The organism is Klebsiella sp. GG_Kp175 (assembly GCF_040062325.1).
Lineage (GTDB): Bacteria > Pseudomonadota > Gammaproteobacteria > Enterobacterales > Enterobacteriaceae > Klebsiella > Klebsiella quasipneumoniae.
Map to the genome: position 1 here is coordinate 34179 of NZ_JBEAFX010000008.1, position 14647 is coordinate 48825.

The following is a 14647-nucleotide window of genomic DNA, read 5'->3' on the forward strand; positions in this document are numbered from 1 at the left end:
TGAATGAGGAAGAGATTGAGATGAGTATGGTGAATACAGCTCCGGGTAAGATTTCAGTTCGTAACCTGAACTTCTACTACGGCAAATTCCATGCCCTGAAGAACATCAACCTGGATATCACCAAAAACCAGGTAACGGCGTTTATCGGTCCGTCAGGCTGTGGTAAATCCACCCTGCTGCGCACGTTCAACAAAATGTTTGAACTGTATCCGGAGCAGCGTGCGGAAGGTGAGATCCTACTGGATGGCGACAATATTCTGACTAACACCCAGGATATCGCCCTGCTGCGCGCTAAGGTTGGCATGGTGTTCCAGAAGCCAACGCCGTTCCCGATGTCCATTTACGACAACATCGCTTTCGGGGTGCGCCTGTTTGAAAAACTGTCCCGTGCCGATATGGACGAGCGCGTGCAGTGGGCGCTGACCAAAGCCGCATTATGGAACGAAACCAAAGATAAACTGCACCAGAGCGGGTATTCTCTCTCCGGTGGTCAGCAGCAGCGTCTGTGTATTGCCCGCGGTATCGCGATCCGCCCGGAAGTGCTGCTGCTTGATGAGCCGTGCTCCGCGCTGGACCCGATCTCCACCGGGCGTATCGAAGAACTGATCACCGAGCTGAAACAGGACTACACCGTCGTTATCGTGACTCACAACATGCAGCAGGCTGCGCGTTGCTCCGACCATACGGCATTTATGTATCTTGGCGAGCTGATTGAGTTCAGCAATACGGATGATCTGTTCACCAAGCCCGCGAAGAAACAAACTGAAGATTATATTACTGGCCGCTACGGTTGATTTGCCCTTGTGCTTTCAGGCTCTCACCAGTTGGGCAATCAGGAGACACCATGGACAACCTAAATCTTAACAAACATATTTCCGGCCAGTTCAACGCTGAACTGGAGTATATCCGCACCCAGGTGATGACCATGGGGGGGCTGGTGGAGCAACAGCTTTCTGATGCGATCACCGCAATGCATAACCAGGACAGCGAACTGGCGAAACGCGTGATTGACGGCGACAAACAGGTCAACATGATGGAAGTGGCGATCGATGAAGCCTGCGTGCGCATCATCGCCAAGCGCCAGCCGACCGCCAGCGACCTGCGCCTGGTGATGGCGATCATCAAGACTATCGCTGAGCTGGAACGCATTGGCGATGTGGCGGATAAAATCTGCCGTACCGCGCTGGAGAAGTTTTCCCAGCAGCATCAGCCGCTGCTGGTGAGCCTTGAATCGCTGGGCCGCCATACGGTGCAGATGCTGCATGACGTGCTGGATGCCTTCGCGCGTATGGATCTCGACGAGGCGGTACGTATCTATCGCGAAGACAAGAAAGTCGACCAGGAGTATGAAGGTATCGTACGTCAGCTGATGACCTACATGATGGAAGACTCGCGCACTATCCCCAGCGTCCTGACGGCGCTGTTCTGCGCGCGCTCCATCGAGCGTATCGGCGACCGCTGCCAGAATATCTGCGAATATATTTTCTACTTCGTCAAAGGCCAGGATTTCCGTCATGTGGGCGGCGATGAACTGGATAAATTGCTCGCTGGTAAAGATCCGAAAGAGTAATAATCATTTTGTCTAATTCTGATGAATGGATTTATCAGAATTAGATATGACTCCTCCACCGGCAGCGATATTGCTGAGATTATCGTCACAATTAACAGGCTGCCCGTTTGAGTTCTTCATTTTATCGCGTAACAATCAGCATCCACTGACTGAGCGCGCAAGCTCAGAATGTTTTAAACGGATTGTTACTGCGACAGCAGGCAAAACCTGATATTGCCACCACGGCGGCGATATCAGGTTTTTTTATGCGTGCGAAGAATGACTTAATAAGGGTTGCTACCGCGATGCGCGGGCAAAACCTGAAGAGGATTATCTGTTAAGGCAGATCGTCTTCTTCGGGTTTTTTTGCTTTTTTCCAGGCGCAAAAATAACAGTCCCCGCGCCCTTAAGCGGTATGGATAAAGCTATTTGAACCCGCGCGATGCTTGTCGCTGTCGTTTTTATTAATGCCAATACTTATATAAGGGAATATTATGATGAGAAAAACCAGGATCGCTTCGGCGATAGCCTTGCTGGCGCCGCTTTGTTATTCAACCTCCCTGATCGCGAGCCAGCTGACGGTAGAGCAACGGCTTGAGTTGCTGGAAAAAGCGCTCAGCGATACGCAAAAAGAGCTCAAAAAATATCAAGACCAGGAGAGAAAAAGAGACCAGATTTGGGCCTCATGGTCTCCGCCTGCAGAGAGCCAGAAGCGCAACGTCGCGGCGGCAGCCGGACCGAAAGCAGCGGTGAAACCGGATGCGGTACTGGTCAAAAATCAACAACCTGCTACAGACAGTGCACCAGCCTACAGCGCGATGACGCTGAAAGATTTTAGCAGGTTCGTCAAAGATGAAATTGGCTTTAGCTATAACGGCTACTTCCGCTCGGGCTGGGGAACCGCCTCGCATGGCTCGCCAAAATCGTGGGCCATCGGCTCGCTTGGCCGTCTGGGCAATGAATATTCCGGCTGGTTCGATCTGCAGCTGAAGCAGCGGGTGTTTCAGGAAGGCGATAAACGCGTCGACGCCATCGTGATGCTCGACGGGAACGTTGGCCAGCAGTATTCCACTGGCTGGTTTGGCGACAATGCCGGCGGCGAAAACTACATCCAATTCTCGGATATGTACGTTAACACCAAAGGATTCCTGCCGTTTGCCCCGGAGGCCGATTTCTGGGTCGGCAAACACGGTGCGCCAAAAATCGAGATCCAGATGCTGGACTGGAAAACGCAGAGAACCGATGCGGCGGCTGGCGTGGGGCTGGAAAACTGGCAGGTTGGCGTCGGGAAATTCGATATCGCGCTGGTGCGGGAAGATGTTGATGACTACGATCGTTCCTTGAGCAATAAGCAGCAAATAAACACCAATACCCTTGATATCCGTTACAAAGAGATCCCGCTGTGGGATAAAGCCAGCCTGATGGTCAGCGGACGCTATATCGCTGCCAACCAAAGTTCTTCTGAGAAATATAAAGAGGGCAATGAAGGCTATTATCCATGGAAAGATACCTGGATGGCCGGCACCTCGTTAACGCAAAAATTTGCTAACGGCGGCTTTAACGAATTCTCTTTCTTACTGGCGAATAACTCCATTGCCAGCAGCTTCTCGCGCTATGCCGGATCCAGCCCCTATACCACCTTTAACGGCCGCTATTATGGCGACCATACCAATGGCACCGCCGTGCGCTTAACCTCGCAAGGGGAAACCTATTTACGTGATGACATTATTATGGCGAATGCCATCGTTTACTCTTTTGGTAACGACGTTTACAGCTACGAGACCGGGGCCCACTCCGATTTTGAATCCATCCGTACGGTCCTGCGACCGGCTTATATCTGGAATAAATATAACCAGACCGGCGTCGAACTGGGGTACTTCAAGCAGCAAAACAAAGATGTTACCGGCAAAAAATATAACGAGTCCGGCTATAAGACCACGCTGTTCCATACCTTCAAAGTTAATACCAGTATGCTGACCTCGCGCCCGGAAATTCGCTTCTATGCCACCTATATTAAAGCGAAGGATATCGACCTGGATAAGGCCGCGAATAACACCACCAGCATTTTTGAAGACGGTAAAAACGATCAATTTGCCGTAGGGGCGCAGGCGGAAATCTGGTGGTGAGACGATAACAGAACGGACACAACATAAGAGGAATAACGATGAAACGACATGCAATTTATTTCGCCCTGGCGCTGGCGGGCGCGGCGTTCACCATTCAGGCTGCACCGTTGCCCGCGGTGCCGGACCCCTCCCTGCCGGTGAGCCACTTTATAACCCAAGTTAACGCGGATAAAAGTATCACTTACCGCCTGTTTGCCCCTGATGCCCGGCGGGTTTCGGTAGTCACCGGCGCCACGCCGGACTCTTTTGTCTCGCACGACATGACCAAGGCAGCGGACGGAGTCTGGACATGGAAAAGCGAGCCGATGAAGCCCAATCTCTATGAATACTATTTCGATGTGGATGGCTTCCGCTCGGTAGATACCGGCGGCCGCTATCAGAAGCCGCAGCGCCAGGTGAACACCAGTTTGATTCTGGTGCCGGGCAGTATTCTTGACGATCGGGCGGTCGCGCACGGCGATCTGCGCACCCTTACCTATCACTCAAAGGCGCTGAACGCTGAACGTCGTCTCTATGTCTGGACGCCGCCGGGTTATAGCGGAACCGGCGATCCGCTGCCGGTGCTCTATTTCTATCATGGCTTTGGCGACAGCGGCCTGTCGGCCATCGATCAGGGGCGGATCCCGCAAATCATGGATAACCTGCTGGCGGAGGGCAAGATCAAGCCAATGCTGGTGGTGGTCCCGGATACCGAAACCGATATCCCGGAAGCCATCGCGGAAAACTTCCCGCCGCAGGAGCGACGCAAAACCTTCTATCCGCTAAATGCGAAAGCGGCTGATAACGAGCTGATGAACGATATCATTCCGCTGATTGATGCGCGTTTTAATGTGCGTAAAGACGCGGATGGCCGGGCGCTCGCCGGGCTGTCGCAGGGCGGCTATCAGGCGCTGGTCTCCGGAATGAATCATCTGGAGAGCTTTGGCTGGCTCGCCACGTTTAGCGGCGTCACAACCACCACGGTGCCGAATGCTGGTGTGGAAGCACAGCTGAAACATCCTGAGGCCATCAATAAACAGCTGCGTAACTTTACCGTGGTCGTCGGGGAAAAAGATTCCGTGACCGGCAAAGACATCGCGGGTCTGAAAAGCGAGCTGGAAAAACAGAAGATCAACTTTGACTATCACGCCTATCCCGGCCTGAACCATGAAATGGACGTCTGGCGCCCTGCCTACGCGGAGTTTGTGCAAAAACTGTTTAAATAGCCGGAGGGGGCGTTTAGCCCCCGTTTTCCGCGAGTGAAGAAAGACAAGATGAAAGTGCTTGTGTCCGAAGATAATGAGTTAAGCCGGTCGCCAGCCATCCTGTTCTGGGCGAGATCACAGCGCTACCGGGCTACCCTTGCTGCCAACCGTCGCCCGGCCGGGCGACGCCGGGGGCTAGCGAGTGATATCCCAACCGCGCGCTTTCCACAATGCCGGCAGCGCAGCCAGATCGGTAAAGGTTGTCACTTTGGGATGATCGATTGGCGGGTTGTGCGGATCGGCGCAGAAGTAGAACACCTCCATGCCGGCGGCTATTCCCGATTGTGCACCTGCACTGGAATCATCAACCAGAATGCAGTTCTCAACGTTAACGTTCATCGCCTTTGCGGCATGGAACATCAGCGCCGGATCGGGTTTCCAGCGCTGAATATCGTAGCCGCTGTACAACCGGTCAGCGAAATGGTGCAGCAGGCCGGTGCGGCCGAGAGAGTGTTGCATCTTACTGACCGGGCCATTGGAGACCACGCACATCGGGACGCTTACCGCATCCAGCAGCGCCTGGGCTCCAGCAATCACCTCCAGTTCGCTATCGAACAGGCGGGCGACTTCCGCACGGTAAATCGGCTCCAGGGTGGCCTTTTGCAGGTTAACGCCATGCTCGGCGTTGATGGTGTCGATTATTTCGTACAGCTTTACGCCTTTGAAGCGCTTAAAAATCTCTGCCAGCTCCAGCGTAATGCCAAATTCCTGGAACATGTGCACGTAGGCGCGGGAGCAAATTACCTCGCTGTCGACCAGCGTGCCGTCACAGTCAAAAAATACTGCTTCTGGTTGAGTCATAGCCATTCCATATTAACAAGTTTAACGTTTTCGTCATGTTCAATGCCGCGACGCAATCGTTGCCGTATAAGCAAAATAAATGAAAAAAATTACCATACAACCGCGCCTGGCGCTGTAATTTGGTATAGGATAGCGTCGAATTTTCCCTCCTTACGTTCGGAAACCGATAATGAGTCAACAACAAACCAGCCAGTCTTCTGGCCAGGGTCTGCTGGAGCGCGTATTTAAACTGCGCGAGCACGGCACCACGGTGCGCACGGAAGCCATCGCCGGTTTCACCACGTTCCTGACGATGGTGTATATCGTTTTTGTTAACCCACAAATTCTTGGCGTAGCGGGCATGGATACCAGCGCCGTGTTTGTGACCACCTGTCTGATTGCCGCTTTCGGCAGTATCATGATGGGGCTGTTCGCGAACCTGCCGGTTGCTCTGGCGCCGGCGATGGGCCTGAACGCCTTTTTCGCCTTTGTGGTGGTGCAGGCGATGGGCCTGCCATGGCAGGTCGGCATGGGCGCGATTTTCTGGGGCGCCGTCGGCCTGCTGCTGCTGACGATCTTCCGCGTACGCTACTGGATGATCGCCAATATTCCGCTGAGCCTGCGCGTGGGCATCACCAGCGGGATCGGCCTGTTTATCGGTATGATGGGCCTGAAGAACGCCGGGGTTATCGTCGCTAACCCGGAAACGCTGGTCAGCATTGGTCATCTGACTTCCCACAGCGTGCTGCTGGGCGTGCTGGGCTTCTTTATCATCGCGATTCTGGCGTCGCGCAACATTCACGCCGCGGTACTGGTCTCTATCGTGGTGACCACCCTGCTGGGCTGGATGCTGGGGGATGTGCACTACACCGGTATCGTCTCAGCGCCGCCGAGCGTGACTTCGGTGATCGGTCATGTCGATCTGGCGGGCTCCCTGAATCTGGGCCTGGCCGGGGTAATCTTCTCCTTTATGCTGGTCAACCTGTTTGACTCCTCCGGGACGCTGATCGGCGTGACGGATAAAGCGGGTCTGGCGGACGCCAACGGTAAATTCCCGCGCATGAAGCAGGCGCTGTTTGTCGATAGCGTCTCGTCGGTGGCAGGTTCCTTCATCGGCACCTCATCGGTAACAGCGTATATCGAATCCTCCTCCGGCGTTTCCGTAGGCGGGCGCACCGGCCTGACCGCCGTTGTCGTCGGTATCCTGTTCCTGCTGGTTATCTTCCTCTCTCCGCTGGCGGGGATGGTTCCGGCCTATGCGGCCGCCGGCGCGCTGATTTACGTCGGCGTGCTGATGACCTCCAGCCTGGCGCGCGTGAAGTGGGATGACCTGACGGAAGCGGTACCGGCGTTTATCACCGCGGTGATGATGCCGTTTAGCTTCTCGATCACTGAAGGTATCGCCCTGGGCTTTATCTCCTACTGCGTGATGAAGATCGGCACCGGCCGTCTGCGCGACCTCAGCCCTTGCGTAATTATCGTCTCGCTGCTGTTCGTGCTGAAGATTGTCTTTATTGATGCACATTAATCCGCACGCATGATGAAAAAGCCCGGCATCGCTGCCGGGCTTTTTTTATGCTTTTACCCGCTTAATATAATCGCCAAAGGCGGTCAGCTGGCCGCGCAGATGGTCGAGGGTGCTCTGATCGACCACTTCACCTGACTGCGGATCCACTTTGTTCTGGATCACGCCGCCCATAAATTCCGGTTTATTCATTACCATCGCATCGAGGAACACCAGAATCTGCCGCAGATGATACTGGCAGCGCGCGCCGCCGATGGCGCCCATTGAGCTGGTTTGAATCAGCACCGGCTTGCCGGACAGCGGCTGCTCTGGCAGGCGTGAAAGCCAGTCGATGGCGTTTTTCAGGCCGCCAGGCACGGAATAGTTATACTCGGGGGTGACAATCACCACGCCATCCGCCTCGCGGATCTGTTGCGCAATCTCCTGCACGCTCTGCGGGAATCCCTCTTCCTCCTGAATATCAGCATCGTACAGCGGAATATCGCCGATCGACGGCAGTGCGGAGATGTCCATGCCCGCCGGCGCGATGCCGGGCAGGGTACGCGCGACCATTCCGTTAAACGACCCTTTACGCAGGCTGCCGAGTAACGTAACCACTTTCAAGGTATCTGACATGATTGCTCCTTTGGATCATGATGCCGGCAAAACCGGTCAATTGAGGGATAAGGTTTTTTCCGTGGGCAGGCTGGTAAAGCGCATCAGGCGGGCTGACGGTTCGCGTGCGCGCCGCTGAGCGTCCGCCAGGCTGTGCCAGTCGCCACCCTTAGCGTCATACTCCCAGACCTTCAGCGGGCCGATATTCGGGGTAGCGGCAATCGACCACACCAGCAGCGATTCGGCGTCACAGACGGCTTCAATCGGCAGGCTGCCGGCGGTACGCAGGCGGCCGGAGCCAGGCAGCAGCTGCAGCTGCGTTGATGTTTCACCGGTCAGCTTCAGCACGCTACGGCGCAGCGCCACCAGCTGGCTGCGCGCTTCGTCCGGGTCATGCTGAATGTTAATCCACAGATTCTCATTGTTACTGAAATTTTGCCGGTCGGCGTCGTGGCTGCGAACGGTGCGCTGCAGCTCCATGTCGAGGCCACAATCCCCCTCGGTGGTCAGCGCCACGCCAACGATATTGCCAGTATAAGAGATAGAGAAGCGGGGAAGGTGACGATCGCTAAAAACCGGTCTGCCATTGGCTTCGTTAACGATTTCAGGCAGCTCGCTGATGCCGTAAAGCATAAACAGCAGTTCGGCGAGCAGCGACCGCGAAGCGCGAAAGCGGGCTTGCCGGTATTCAGGGAGCCGACGTGCGGATTGATGACAGGCCGCTGACAAACGTGTCGATAGCGGCTCCCCGGTACTGAGTATCCCTCGTGCAAAATGCGTTGCCATACGTCGCTCCGTGAGTAATGGTCTGAATAAAAACGGCGGGCGCTATTATCGCCTGGTATTAACAGGTTTTAATGCCGAAATCCCCCCTTGAAAAGGGAATTTGGTTGAATTTTACAAATTCTTGCGCAAATCAGGTTCTATGGACACGAAACAAAGCTTACAGCGTACCGGAATAGAGCGCTTTCAGCGTATCCCTAAGCCAGACAAGCTTCGGGTTGTAGCTGTTGCGTTTATGCCATAGCAAGGTGAAGGGGACGCGAAGCTTTTCCAGATGCTGCGGCTCCAGCGGCAGCGGCCGGGAAACCAGCGGTAGCTGGTGCTGCTGATTATAGTGCTGGCAGTAGCGCGGCGCGGTGGCCAGCATGGTGTGCTGCGGCTGGGCGGCCATAAAGAGGGATTGCTCAAACCCCGGCACGGTCAGCGCCACATTACGCTTATGCCCCAGCTCCTGCAGCACGTCGTCCAGCGCCCAGGTATCACGTTGTTCCCAGCAGATGGTGATATGCGGATAGCGTAAGAATGCCGCCAGATCCCACTCCTCCCTGAGCGCCGGATGATCGGCGCGCAGCCAGACCTGCGGCAGGTCGGTGAACAGCACATCAAAATCGATATACCACGGCAGCAGGCTCAGCAGCTCCCGCGACTGAGGATGGCTTTCGCGTCCGCAGAAGCCGATATCCACCTCGCCGCGAATGATGGCGTCCAGGGAGTCGTAGTCCCAGTTGCGCAAACGAATCAATGCCTGCGGATAGCGCTGATAGATGCGCTGGGAGAGGGTGTTAAACAGGATCATCAGCAACGGCGTTTCCGCCGCCAGCTCGAACTTGAGGCCGCTCGGCATGGTGTGGTGCGGTTTATCGAGGATCTGGTTGCCCATCTGCATCCAGTCCGCCAGATCCTGCTCCATGCTGCTGACCAGCGGCGTAGGCGCCAGGCCCAGCGGCGTTTTGACAAACAGCGGATCGTCAAACCAGGCGCGCAGCTTGGCCAGCGACTTGCTCACCGCCGAGGGCGAAACGTTCATCCGCTTCGCCGTACGGGTGACGCTGAGCTCCTGGGTCAGGAGCTGCAGGCAGAGCAGTAAATTAAGGTCGAGACTCGAAAGCGGCTTCTTCATCGTGTTGCGCAACCCGCGGCGGGGTGGCGACCAGTAGCAGAACAAGACTCACTATGCTACAGGCAATGAGTATCCCGATCAGCATATTCATTGCGCTGAGTCCGATGATAGCGGCGAGCCAAATCCACAGCGACGAACCGCACACCTGCGCGATACCGAGGACCGAGCTGGCGACACCGGCGCGCAGCGTGAATGGCCCCAGGGCCTGACTCATCGCGACGCCGAAGCCGACGGAGAAGCCGGCGCATATCATGCCCAGCCCGACCAGGGTGACGGCCTGGCGGGTGGCGAGGCTCAGCGCCACGCCTGCCGCCAGGAACAGCAGCTGCGAGGTTACCATCAGGGTGCGCGGTTTAAACAGCGACAGGGCGAACGGCGTCGAGAAGGAGACCGCCATGCTGACCATCGCCATCAGCGCCATCGTCATGGAATAGGTACCGCGATCGAACCCCATCTCCTCCATCATCAGTACCGGCGAGACGTTCACGTAGGTGAGGATCGCCGTTACGCTGAGGGTGGTGATGAGAATGCGGCTAAGGAAAAAGCGGTTCAACAGCGATTCGCCCGCGCCATGCTGCGGCATAGCCATCTGCGCAGGCGCCGTCGGACGCGTCTCGCGCAGGATAAATACCGCCAGTAAACCCACCGTTACCCCCATGCCGATCATGGTGTAGAACAGACTCTGCCACGGGTATTTCAGCATGATCAGGTGGCCGAGCACCGGCGCCAGCACGGGGATGATGCAGGTAATGCCGTTGAGCAACGACAGCACTTTAGCCCGCCGACGGTCGTCCAGCGTATCGCGCAGAATAGCGAAAGCCACCACGTAGCAGCAGCCGGCGCCGATCCCCTGGATAAAGCGTCCGGTAAGGAAGTGGCTGCTGGTGTGCGCCTGCGCGCAGAGCAGGGAGGCGATAACAAAGATCGCCGCCCCCACCATGGCGACAGGTTTACGCCCCGAGCGGTCGGCGATACGGCCAGCAAACAGCATCGCCGAGGCCATTCCGGCCAGATAGACCGAGAAGGCGATATGTAATTGCGCCTCGCTGGCTCCCAGATCCTGCGCTATACGCGGCAGGCCGACGAGATACATATCGATGCCGGAGGGATAGAGCAGAACCAGGGCAAAGCTGCAGAGAAGAAAGCGTGTCATGAGATCCTCGCGAAGTGAATGGCGTTCAGCATAGTGAGGAACGCCCCGCAAGACGAGTTGCCATTTGGACAACGCTATTTTCCTGGCAGGAAACGCGAGCTAGCGGTCCCGGCGTCGCCAGACGCGGGCCATCCCTTCGCTTTCCGGCCGAACGCTTTCGAAGCCAAACTTCGCGTACAGCTCCGGAACATCTGCTACCAGCGTAACGTAGGCGCCGTCAAAGGCGTTAGCGTCCAGCCAGGCGACCAGCTTCTCCATCACCAGCCGGCCAAGGCCCTTTCCCTGGTGAGCTGGATCGACGGCGACGTCGACAATGTCAAAATTAATCGCGCCGTCGCCAACGATGCGGCCCATGGCGATCGGCGTCTCCTGCCAGAGGATATGTACGCCATAACAGCTGCGCGGCAGCCCGGCTCTGGCGCCTTCCAGGGGGCGCGGCGACATACCCGCTACCTCTCGCAGGTGGCAAAACGCTTCGGCGGAGGGCACCTTCTCGATCACGGTATATTCAACGGTCATGCTTTAGTCTCGTGGTTAAGGGGAGATAAAAGTAGAGAACGTTGCGCCGCAAAGGGCAAGAAAAAACCCGCATTAACGCGGCGTTAATGCGGGTGAGTGAACATTTACGGACTAAACGTTATTTGCCGATACAGAAGCTGGAGAAGATGCGGCCCAGCAGGTCATCGGAGGTGAACTCCCCGGTGATCTCGCTCAGCGCCTGCTGCGCGAGACGCAGCTCTTCCGCCAGCAGCTCGCCGGCCCAGGCTCCCAGCAGCTGGGCTTTGCCCTGCTGCAGATGGTCCGCCGCCTCTTCCAGCGCCTGCAGATGGCGACGGCGGGCGAGGAAGCCGCCTTCCATATTGGTATCGAAGCCCATGCTCTGCTTGAGGTGGTTACGCAGCACCTCGACGCCTTCGCCAGTGCGTGCCGACAGGCGGATCAGTGAGTGGCCATTTACTTCGCTGATACCCAGCGCTTCGCCGGTGACATCGGCTTTATTACGCACCACGGTAATCGGCAGTTTAGCGGGCAGGCGCTCGATAAAATCTGGCCAGATCTCCGCCGGATCAACGGCGCTGGTGGTGGTGCCATCGACCATAAACAGCACCCGATCGGCCTGGGCAATCTCCTGCCAGGCGCGCTCGATGCCGATACGTTCCACTTCGTCATTGGCGTCGCGCAGGCCTGCGGTATCAATGATATGCAGCGGCATGCCGTCGATATGGATATGCTCGCGCAGCACGTCGCGGGTGGTGCCGGCGATGTCGGTGACGATCGCTGCTTCGCGGCCCGCCAGGGCGTTCAGCAGGCTCGATTTACCGGCATTTGGCCGCCCGGCGATCACCACCTTCATCCCTTCGCGCAGCAGACTGCCCTGACGGGCTTCGGCGCGGACGGCGTCAAGGTCGGCCATCACCTCGTTCAGCTGGGCTTCAATTTTGCCGTCGGAGAGGAAATCAATTTCTTCATCCGGGAAATCAATCGCCGCTTCCACGTAGATGCGCAGGTGAGTGAGCGCTTCCACAAGGTGGTTAACCCGCGCGGAGAAGGCCCCCTGCAGTGAGTTCAGCGCCGAGCGCGCCGCCTGTTCTGAGCTGGCGTCGATAAGGTCGGCGATGGCCTCTGCCTGCGCCAGGTCGAGCTTGTCGTTAAGGAACGCGCGCTCAGAGAATTCGCCCGGCCTGGCGATGCGCAGGCCCGGCAGGGTCAGAATACGTTTAAGCAGCAGGTCGAGAATGACCGGGCCGCCGTGGCCCTGCAGCTCAAGCACATCTTCCCCGGTAAAGGAGTTCGGCCCGGGGAACCACAGCGCAATCCCCTGATCCAGCGGCGTACCGTCAACGTCGTTGAACGGCAGGTAGTCGGCATAGCGCGGTTTCGGCAGCTTGCCGAGTACCGCCTGCGCGACGTCGCGCGCTTTGAGGCCGGAGATGCGCAGGATGCCCACACCCCCGCGTCCCGGTGGGGTTGCCTGGGCGACGATAGTGTCGTTATGGCTCATGGTGACTCTCTATGTAGATGTAAAAAAGGCGGTCCATTGACCGCCTTCTCTGGCATTAACGTTACCGTAACTACTCTAAATCATTCAAGTCGCAGATGCGTTGCCTTGAAGAATGAAGAGTATCAGGATTTCTTCTTCTCGCGGCTATGCAGGCCACGCTTCTCCAGACCACGGTAAATCAGCTGCTGCTGAATAATGGTCACCAGGTTGCTGACGATGTAGTACACCACCAGGCCAGACGGGAACCACAGGAAGAACACCGTGAAGATGACCGGCATAAAGGTCATGATCTTCTGCTGCATCGGGTCAGTCACGGTGGTCGGCGACATCTTCTGGATGAAGAACATCGTCGCGCCCATGATGATCGGCAGGATGTAGTACGGGTCCTGAGCAGACAGGTCGTGGATCCACAGGATAAACGGCGCATGACGCAGTTCAACCGAGGCGCTCAGCATGTAGTACAGCGCAAGGAAGATCGGCATCTGAATAATCAGCGGGAAGCAGCCGCCCAGCGGGTTCACTTTCTCCGCTTTATACAGCGCCATCATCTCCTGGCTTTGACGTTGTTTATCGTCGCCCAGACGCTCGCGCATGGCCTGAATCTTCGGCTGCAGCATACGCATCTTCGCCATGGAGGTGTACTGCGCTTTGGTCAGCGGGTACATGATGCCACGAACGATAAAGGTGATGACGATGATCGAGAAGCCCCAGTTGCCGAGGAAGCTGTGGATGAACTTCAGCAGCTTGAACAGCGGTTGGGAGATGAACCACAGCCAGCCGTAGTCGACGGTCAGATCCAGGTGCGGCGCGACGGCAGCCATTTTGTCCTGAATCGCCGGGCCGACCCACAGCGTGCTCTGCAGTTTGTCGGTTTGGCCAGGCTGTACCAGTACCGGCTGGGATTTATAGCCGATAGCAACAATGCCGTTGCCGAGGTTGGCGGTATAGAAGTTATTCGTCCCGTTATTCTGCGGCACCCACGCGGTGGTGAAGTACTGCTGCAGCATGGCAACCCAACCGTTTTTGGTGCTGACGTTCAGGTTTTCGTTATCCAGAATGGTATCGAATTTGTATTTTTCGTATTTCGAATCCGCGGTGGAGAACGCTGCGCCACGGAAAGTATGCATCGTGGACAGGCCGCCGGTCTGCGTATCGCGACTGGACGGCAGCGCAGCGGTCTGCTTCAGCTGACCGAAGGTCGAGACTTCCAGCGGTTTCTCGCTGGCATTCTGCACGCTATAACCGACGTTCACCGCATAGCCACCGCGTTTCAGGGTGAAGGTTTTGGTGAAGACGTTGCCGGCTTTGTCGGTGTAGGTCAGCGGGATGACGAGCTCATCCTGGCCATCGGCCAGCACAAACGCCTCTTTATCGACGCTGTACAGCGGACGCGGGCCGTTTGCCGGATTATCCGGACCGTCACGGCCGGTTAAGCCGCTCTGCGCCTGGTAGACAAACTGCGGGGTGGTTTCCAGTAACTGGAACGGTTCGGTCGATTTCAGCGTTTTTGGATACGCCAGAAGCAGCGCCTGCTCAATATCGCCACCGTTGGTGTTGATAGTCAGCTCAAGCACGTCGGTTTTAACCGTAATCAGTTTCCCCTGGCCACTGGCCGGTACGCCCTGGTCGGCGGCGCTACCCGCTGCTGTGGTCGTAGTCTGCGTGGTCTGCTGCTGGGGTTGCGGATTTTTGTCCTGCTCCCAGGCTTGCCAGATCATGAAAGACACGAACAACAAAGCGATGATAAGAAGATTGCGTTGCGAATCCATCG

General features: G+C 56.7%; 13 protein-coding genes. 5 read left to right on the forward strand and 8 right to left on the reverse strand.

The genetic code is table 11. From position 1 onward, the window contains the following. The first annotated feature begins 20 nt into the window (after window positions 1–20). The 4 genes from pstB to ABLU73_RS14070 all read left to right on the forward strand — a co-directional run bounded on the left by pstB (window position 21) and on the right by ABLU73_RS14070 (window position 4880). Window positions 21–794 (forward strand): phosphate ABC transporter ATP-binding protein PstB, encoded by a 774-nt coding sequence (pstB, locus tag ABLU73_RS14055; protein ID WP_004145006.1) that lies wholly within the window; start codon window positions 21–23, stop codon window positions 792–794. Window positions 795–844: 50 nt separating this feature from the next. After that, the gene (gene phoU, locus ABLU73_RS14060; RefSeq protein ID WP_004107251.1) at window positions 845–1570 is read left to right on the forward strand and encodes a phosphate signaling complex protein PhoU; all 726 of its coding nucleotides are present in this window, start codon (window positions 845–847) and stop codon (window positions 1568–1570) included. 473 nt (window positions 1571–2043) lie between these two features. Next, window positions 2044–3675: a carbohydrate porin gene (locus ABLU73_RS14065; protein WP_109938678.1), complete on the forward strand. Its 1632-nt coding sequence runs from the start codon at window positions 2044–2046 to the stop codon at window positions 3673–3675. A 38-nt stretch (window positions 3676–3713) separates the two neighbouring features. Then, entirely contained in the window at window positions 3714–4880 is a 1167-nt protein-coding gene (locus ABLU73_RS14070; protein ID WP_049116822.1) for an alpha/beta hydrolase-fold protein, read from the forward strand. A 174-nt stretch (window positions 4881–5054) separates the two neighbouring features. Here ABLU73_RS14070 and yieH read toward each other — a convergent pair whose 3' ends face one another. Beyond that, window positions 5055–5720, reverse strand: a complete 666-nt coding sequence (gene yieH, locus ABLU73_RS14075; RefSeq protein ID WP_004202295.1) for a 6-phosphogluconate phosphatase — start codon at window positions 5718–5720, stop codon at window positions 5055–5057. 169 nt (window positions 5721–5889) lie between these two features. Between yieH and ABLU73_RS14080 the strand changes: the two genes are divergently transcribed. Next, window positions 5890–7227 carry an NCS2 family permease gene (locus ABLU73_RS14080; protein WP_004202294.1) on the forward strand — a complete coding sequence of 446 codons (1338 nt, stop codon included), beginning with the start codon at window positions 5890–5892 and terminating at the stop codon, window positions 7225–7227. A 45-nt stretch (window positions 7228–7272) separates the two neighbouring features. Here ABLU73_RS14080 and ABLU73_RS14085 read toward each other — a convergent pair whose 3' ends face one another. From ABLU73_RS14085 to yidC, 7 genes are all read right to left on the reverse strand, one after another. Further along, a complete protein-coding gene (locus ABLU73_RS14085; RefSeq protein ID WP_080841302.1) occupies window positions 7273–7839 on the reverse strand; it encodes an NADPH-dependent FMN reductase in 567 nt (188 codons plus the stop codon). A gap of 36 nt (window positions 7840–7875) precedes the next feature. Further along, a complete protein-coding gene (locus ABLU73_RS14090; protein WP_162574806.1) occupies window positions 7876–8451 on the reverse strand; it encodes a phosphopantetheinyl transferase in 576 nt (191 codons plus the stop codon). Between the two features lie 310 nt (window positions 8452–8761). Further along, complete coding sequence (gene yidZ / locus ABLU73_RS14095; RefSeq protein ID WP_004202291.1) at window positions 8762–9721, reverse strand: HTH-type transcriptional regulator YidZ; 960 nt, start codon at window positions 9719–9721, stop codon at window positions 8762–8764. Further along, window positions 9690–10874: an MFS transporter gene (locus ABLU73_RS14100; protein ID WP_264924734.1), complete on the reverse strand. Its 1185-nt coding sequence runs from the start codon at window positions 10872–10874 to the stop codon at window positions 9690–9692. The genes yidZ and ABLU73_RS14100 overlap by 32 nt, the downstream gene beginning before the upstream one ends. A 99-nt stretch (window positions 10875–10973) precedes the next feature. Next, window positions 10974–11393: a GNAT family N-acetyltransferase gene (locus tag ABLU73_RS14105; protein WP_064794348.1), complete on the reverse strand. Its 420-nt coding sequence runs from the start codon at window positions 11391–11393 to the stop codon at window positions 10974–10976. 118 nt (window positions 11394–11511) lie between these two features. Further along, the gene (mnmE, locus tag ABLU73_RS14110; RefSeq protein WP_004202288.1) at window positions 11512–12876 is read right to left on the reverse strand and encodes a tRNA uridine-5-carboxymethylaminomethyl(34) synthesis GTPase MnmE; all 1365 of its coding nucleotides are present in this window, start codon (window positions 12874–12876) and stop codon (window positions 11512–11514) included. Window positions 12877–12998: 122 nt separating this feature from the next. Continuing rightward, on the reverse strand, window positions 12999–14645 hold the full coding sequence (yidC, locus tag ABLU73_RS14115) for a membrane protein insertase YidC (protein ID WP_017899657.1): 1647 nt from the start codon (window positions 14643–14645) through the stop codon (window positions 12999–13001). Window positions 14646–14647 lie beyond the last annotated feature (2 nt).

What these genes read in the sequence shown, in the direction of transcription:
- mnmE (WP_004202288.1), bottom strand. Translation starts at nt 12,876, where the DNA reads ATGAGCCATAACGACACTATCGTCGCCCAGGCAACCCCACCGGGACGC.
- ABLU73_RS14105 (WP_064794348.1), bottom strand. Translation starts at nt 11,393, where the DNA reads ATGACCGTTGAATATACCGTGATCGAGAAGGTGCCCTCCGCCGAAGCG.
- ABLU73_RS14100 (WP_264924734.1), bottom strand. Translation starts at nt 10,874, where the DNA reads ATGACACGCTTTCTTCTCTGCAGCTTTGCCCTGGTTCTGCTCTATCCC.
- phoU (WP_004107251.1), top strand. Translation starts at nt 845, where the DNA reads ATGGACAACCTAAATCTTAACAAACATATTTCCGGCCAGTTCAACGCT.
- yidC (WP_017899657.1), bottom strand. Translation starts at nt 14,645, where the DNA reads ATGGATTCGCAACGCAATCTTCTTATCATCGCTTTGTTGTTCGTGTCT.
- ABLU73_RS14065 (WP_109938678.1), top strand. Translation starts at nt 2,044, where the DNA reads ATGATGAGAAAAACCAGGATCGCTTCGGCGATAGCCTTGCTGGCGCCG.
- ABLU73_RS14085 (WP_080841302.1), bottom strand. Translation starts at nt 7,839, where the DNA reads ATGTCAGATACCTTGAAAGTGGTTACGTTACTCGGCAGCCTGCGTAAA.
- ABLU73_RS14080 (WP_004202294.1), top strand. Translation starts at nt 5,890, where the DNA reads ATGAGTCAACAACAAACCAGCCAGTCTTCTGGCCAGGGTCTGCTGGAG.
- ABLU73_RS14070 (WP_049116822.1), top strand. Translation starts at nt 3,714, where the DNA reads ATGAAACGACATGCAATTTATTTCGCCCTGGCGCTGGCGGGCGCGGCG.
- yidZ (WP_004202291.1), bottom strand. Translation starts at nt 9,721, where the DNA reads ATGAAGAAGCCGCTTTCGAGTCTCGACCTTAATTTACTGCTCTGCCTG.
- pstB (WP_004145006.1), top strand. Translation starts at nt 21, where the DNA reads ATGAGTATGGTGAATACAGCTCCGGGTAAGATTTCAGTTCGTAACCTG.
- ABLU73_RS14090 (WP_162574806.1), bottom strand. Translation starts at nt 8,451, where the DNA reads ATGCTTTACGGCATCAGCGAGCTGCCTGAAATCGTTAACGAAGCCAAT.
- yieH (WP_004202295.1), bottom strand. Translation starts at nt 5,720, where the DNA reads ATGACTCAACCAGAAGCAGTATTTTTTGACTGTGACGGCACGCTGGTC.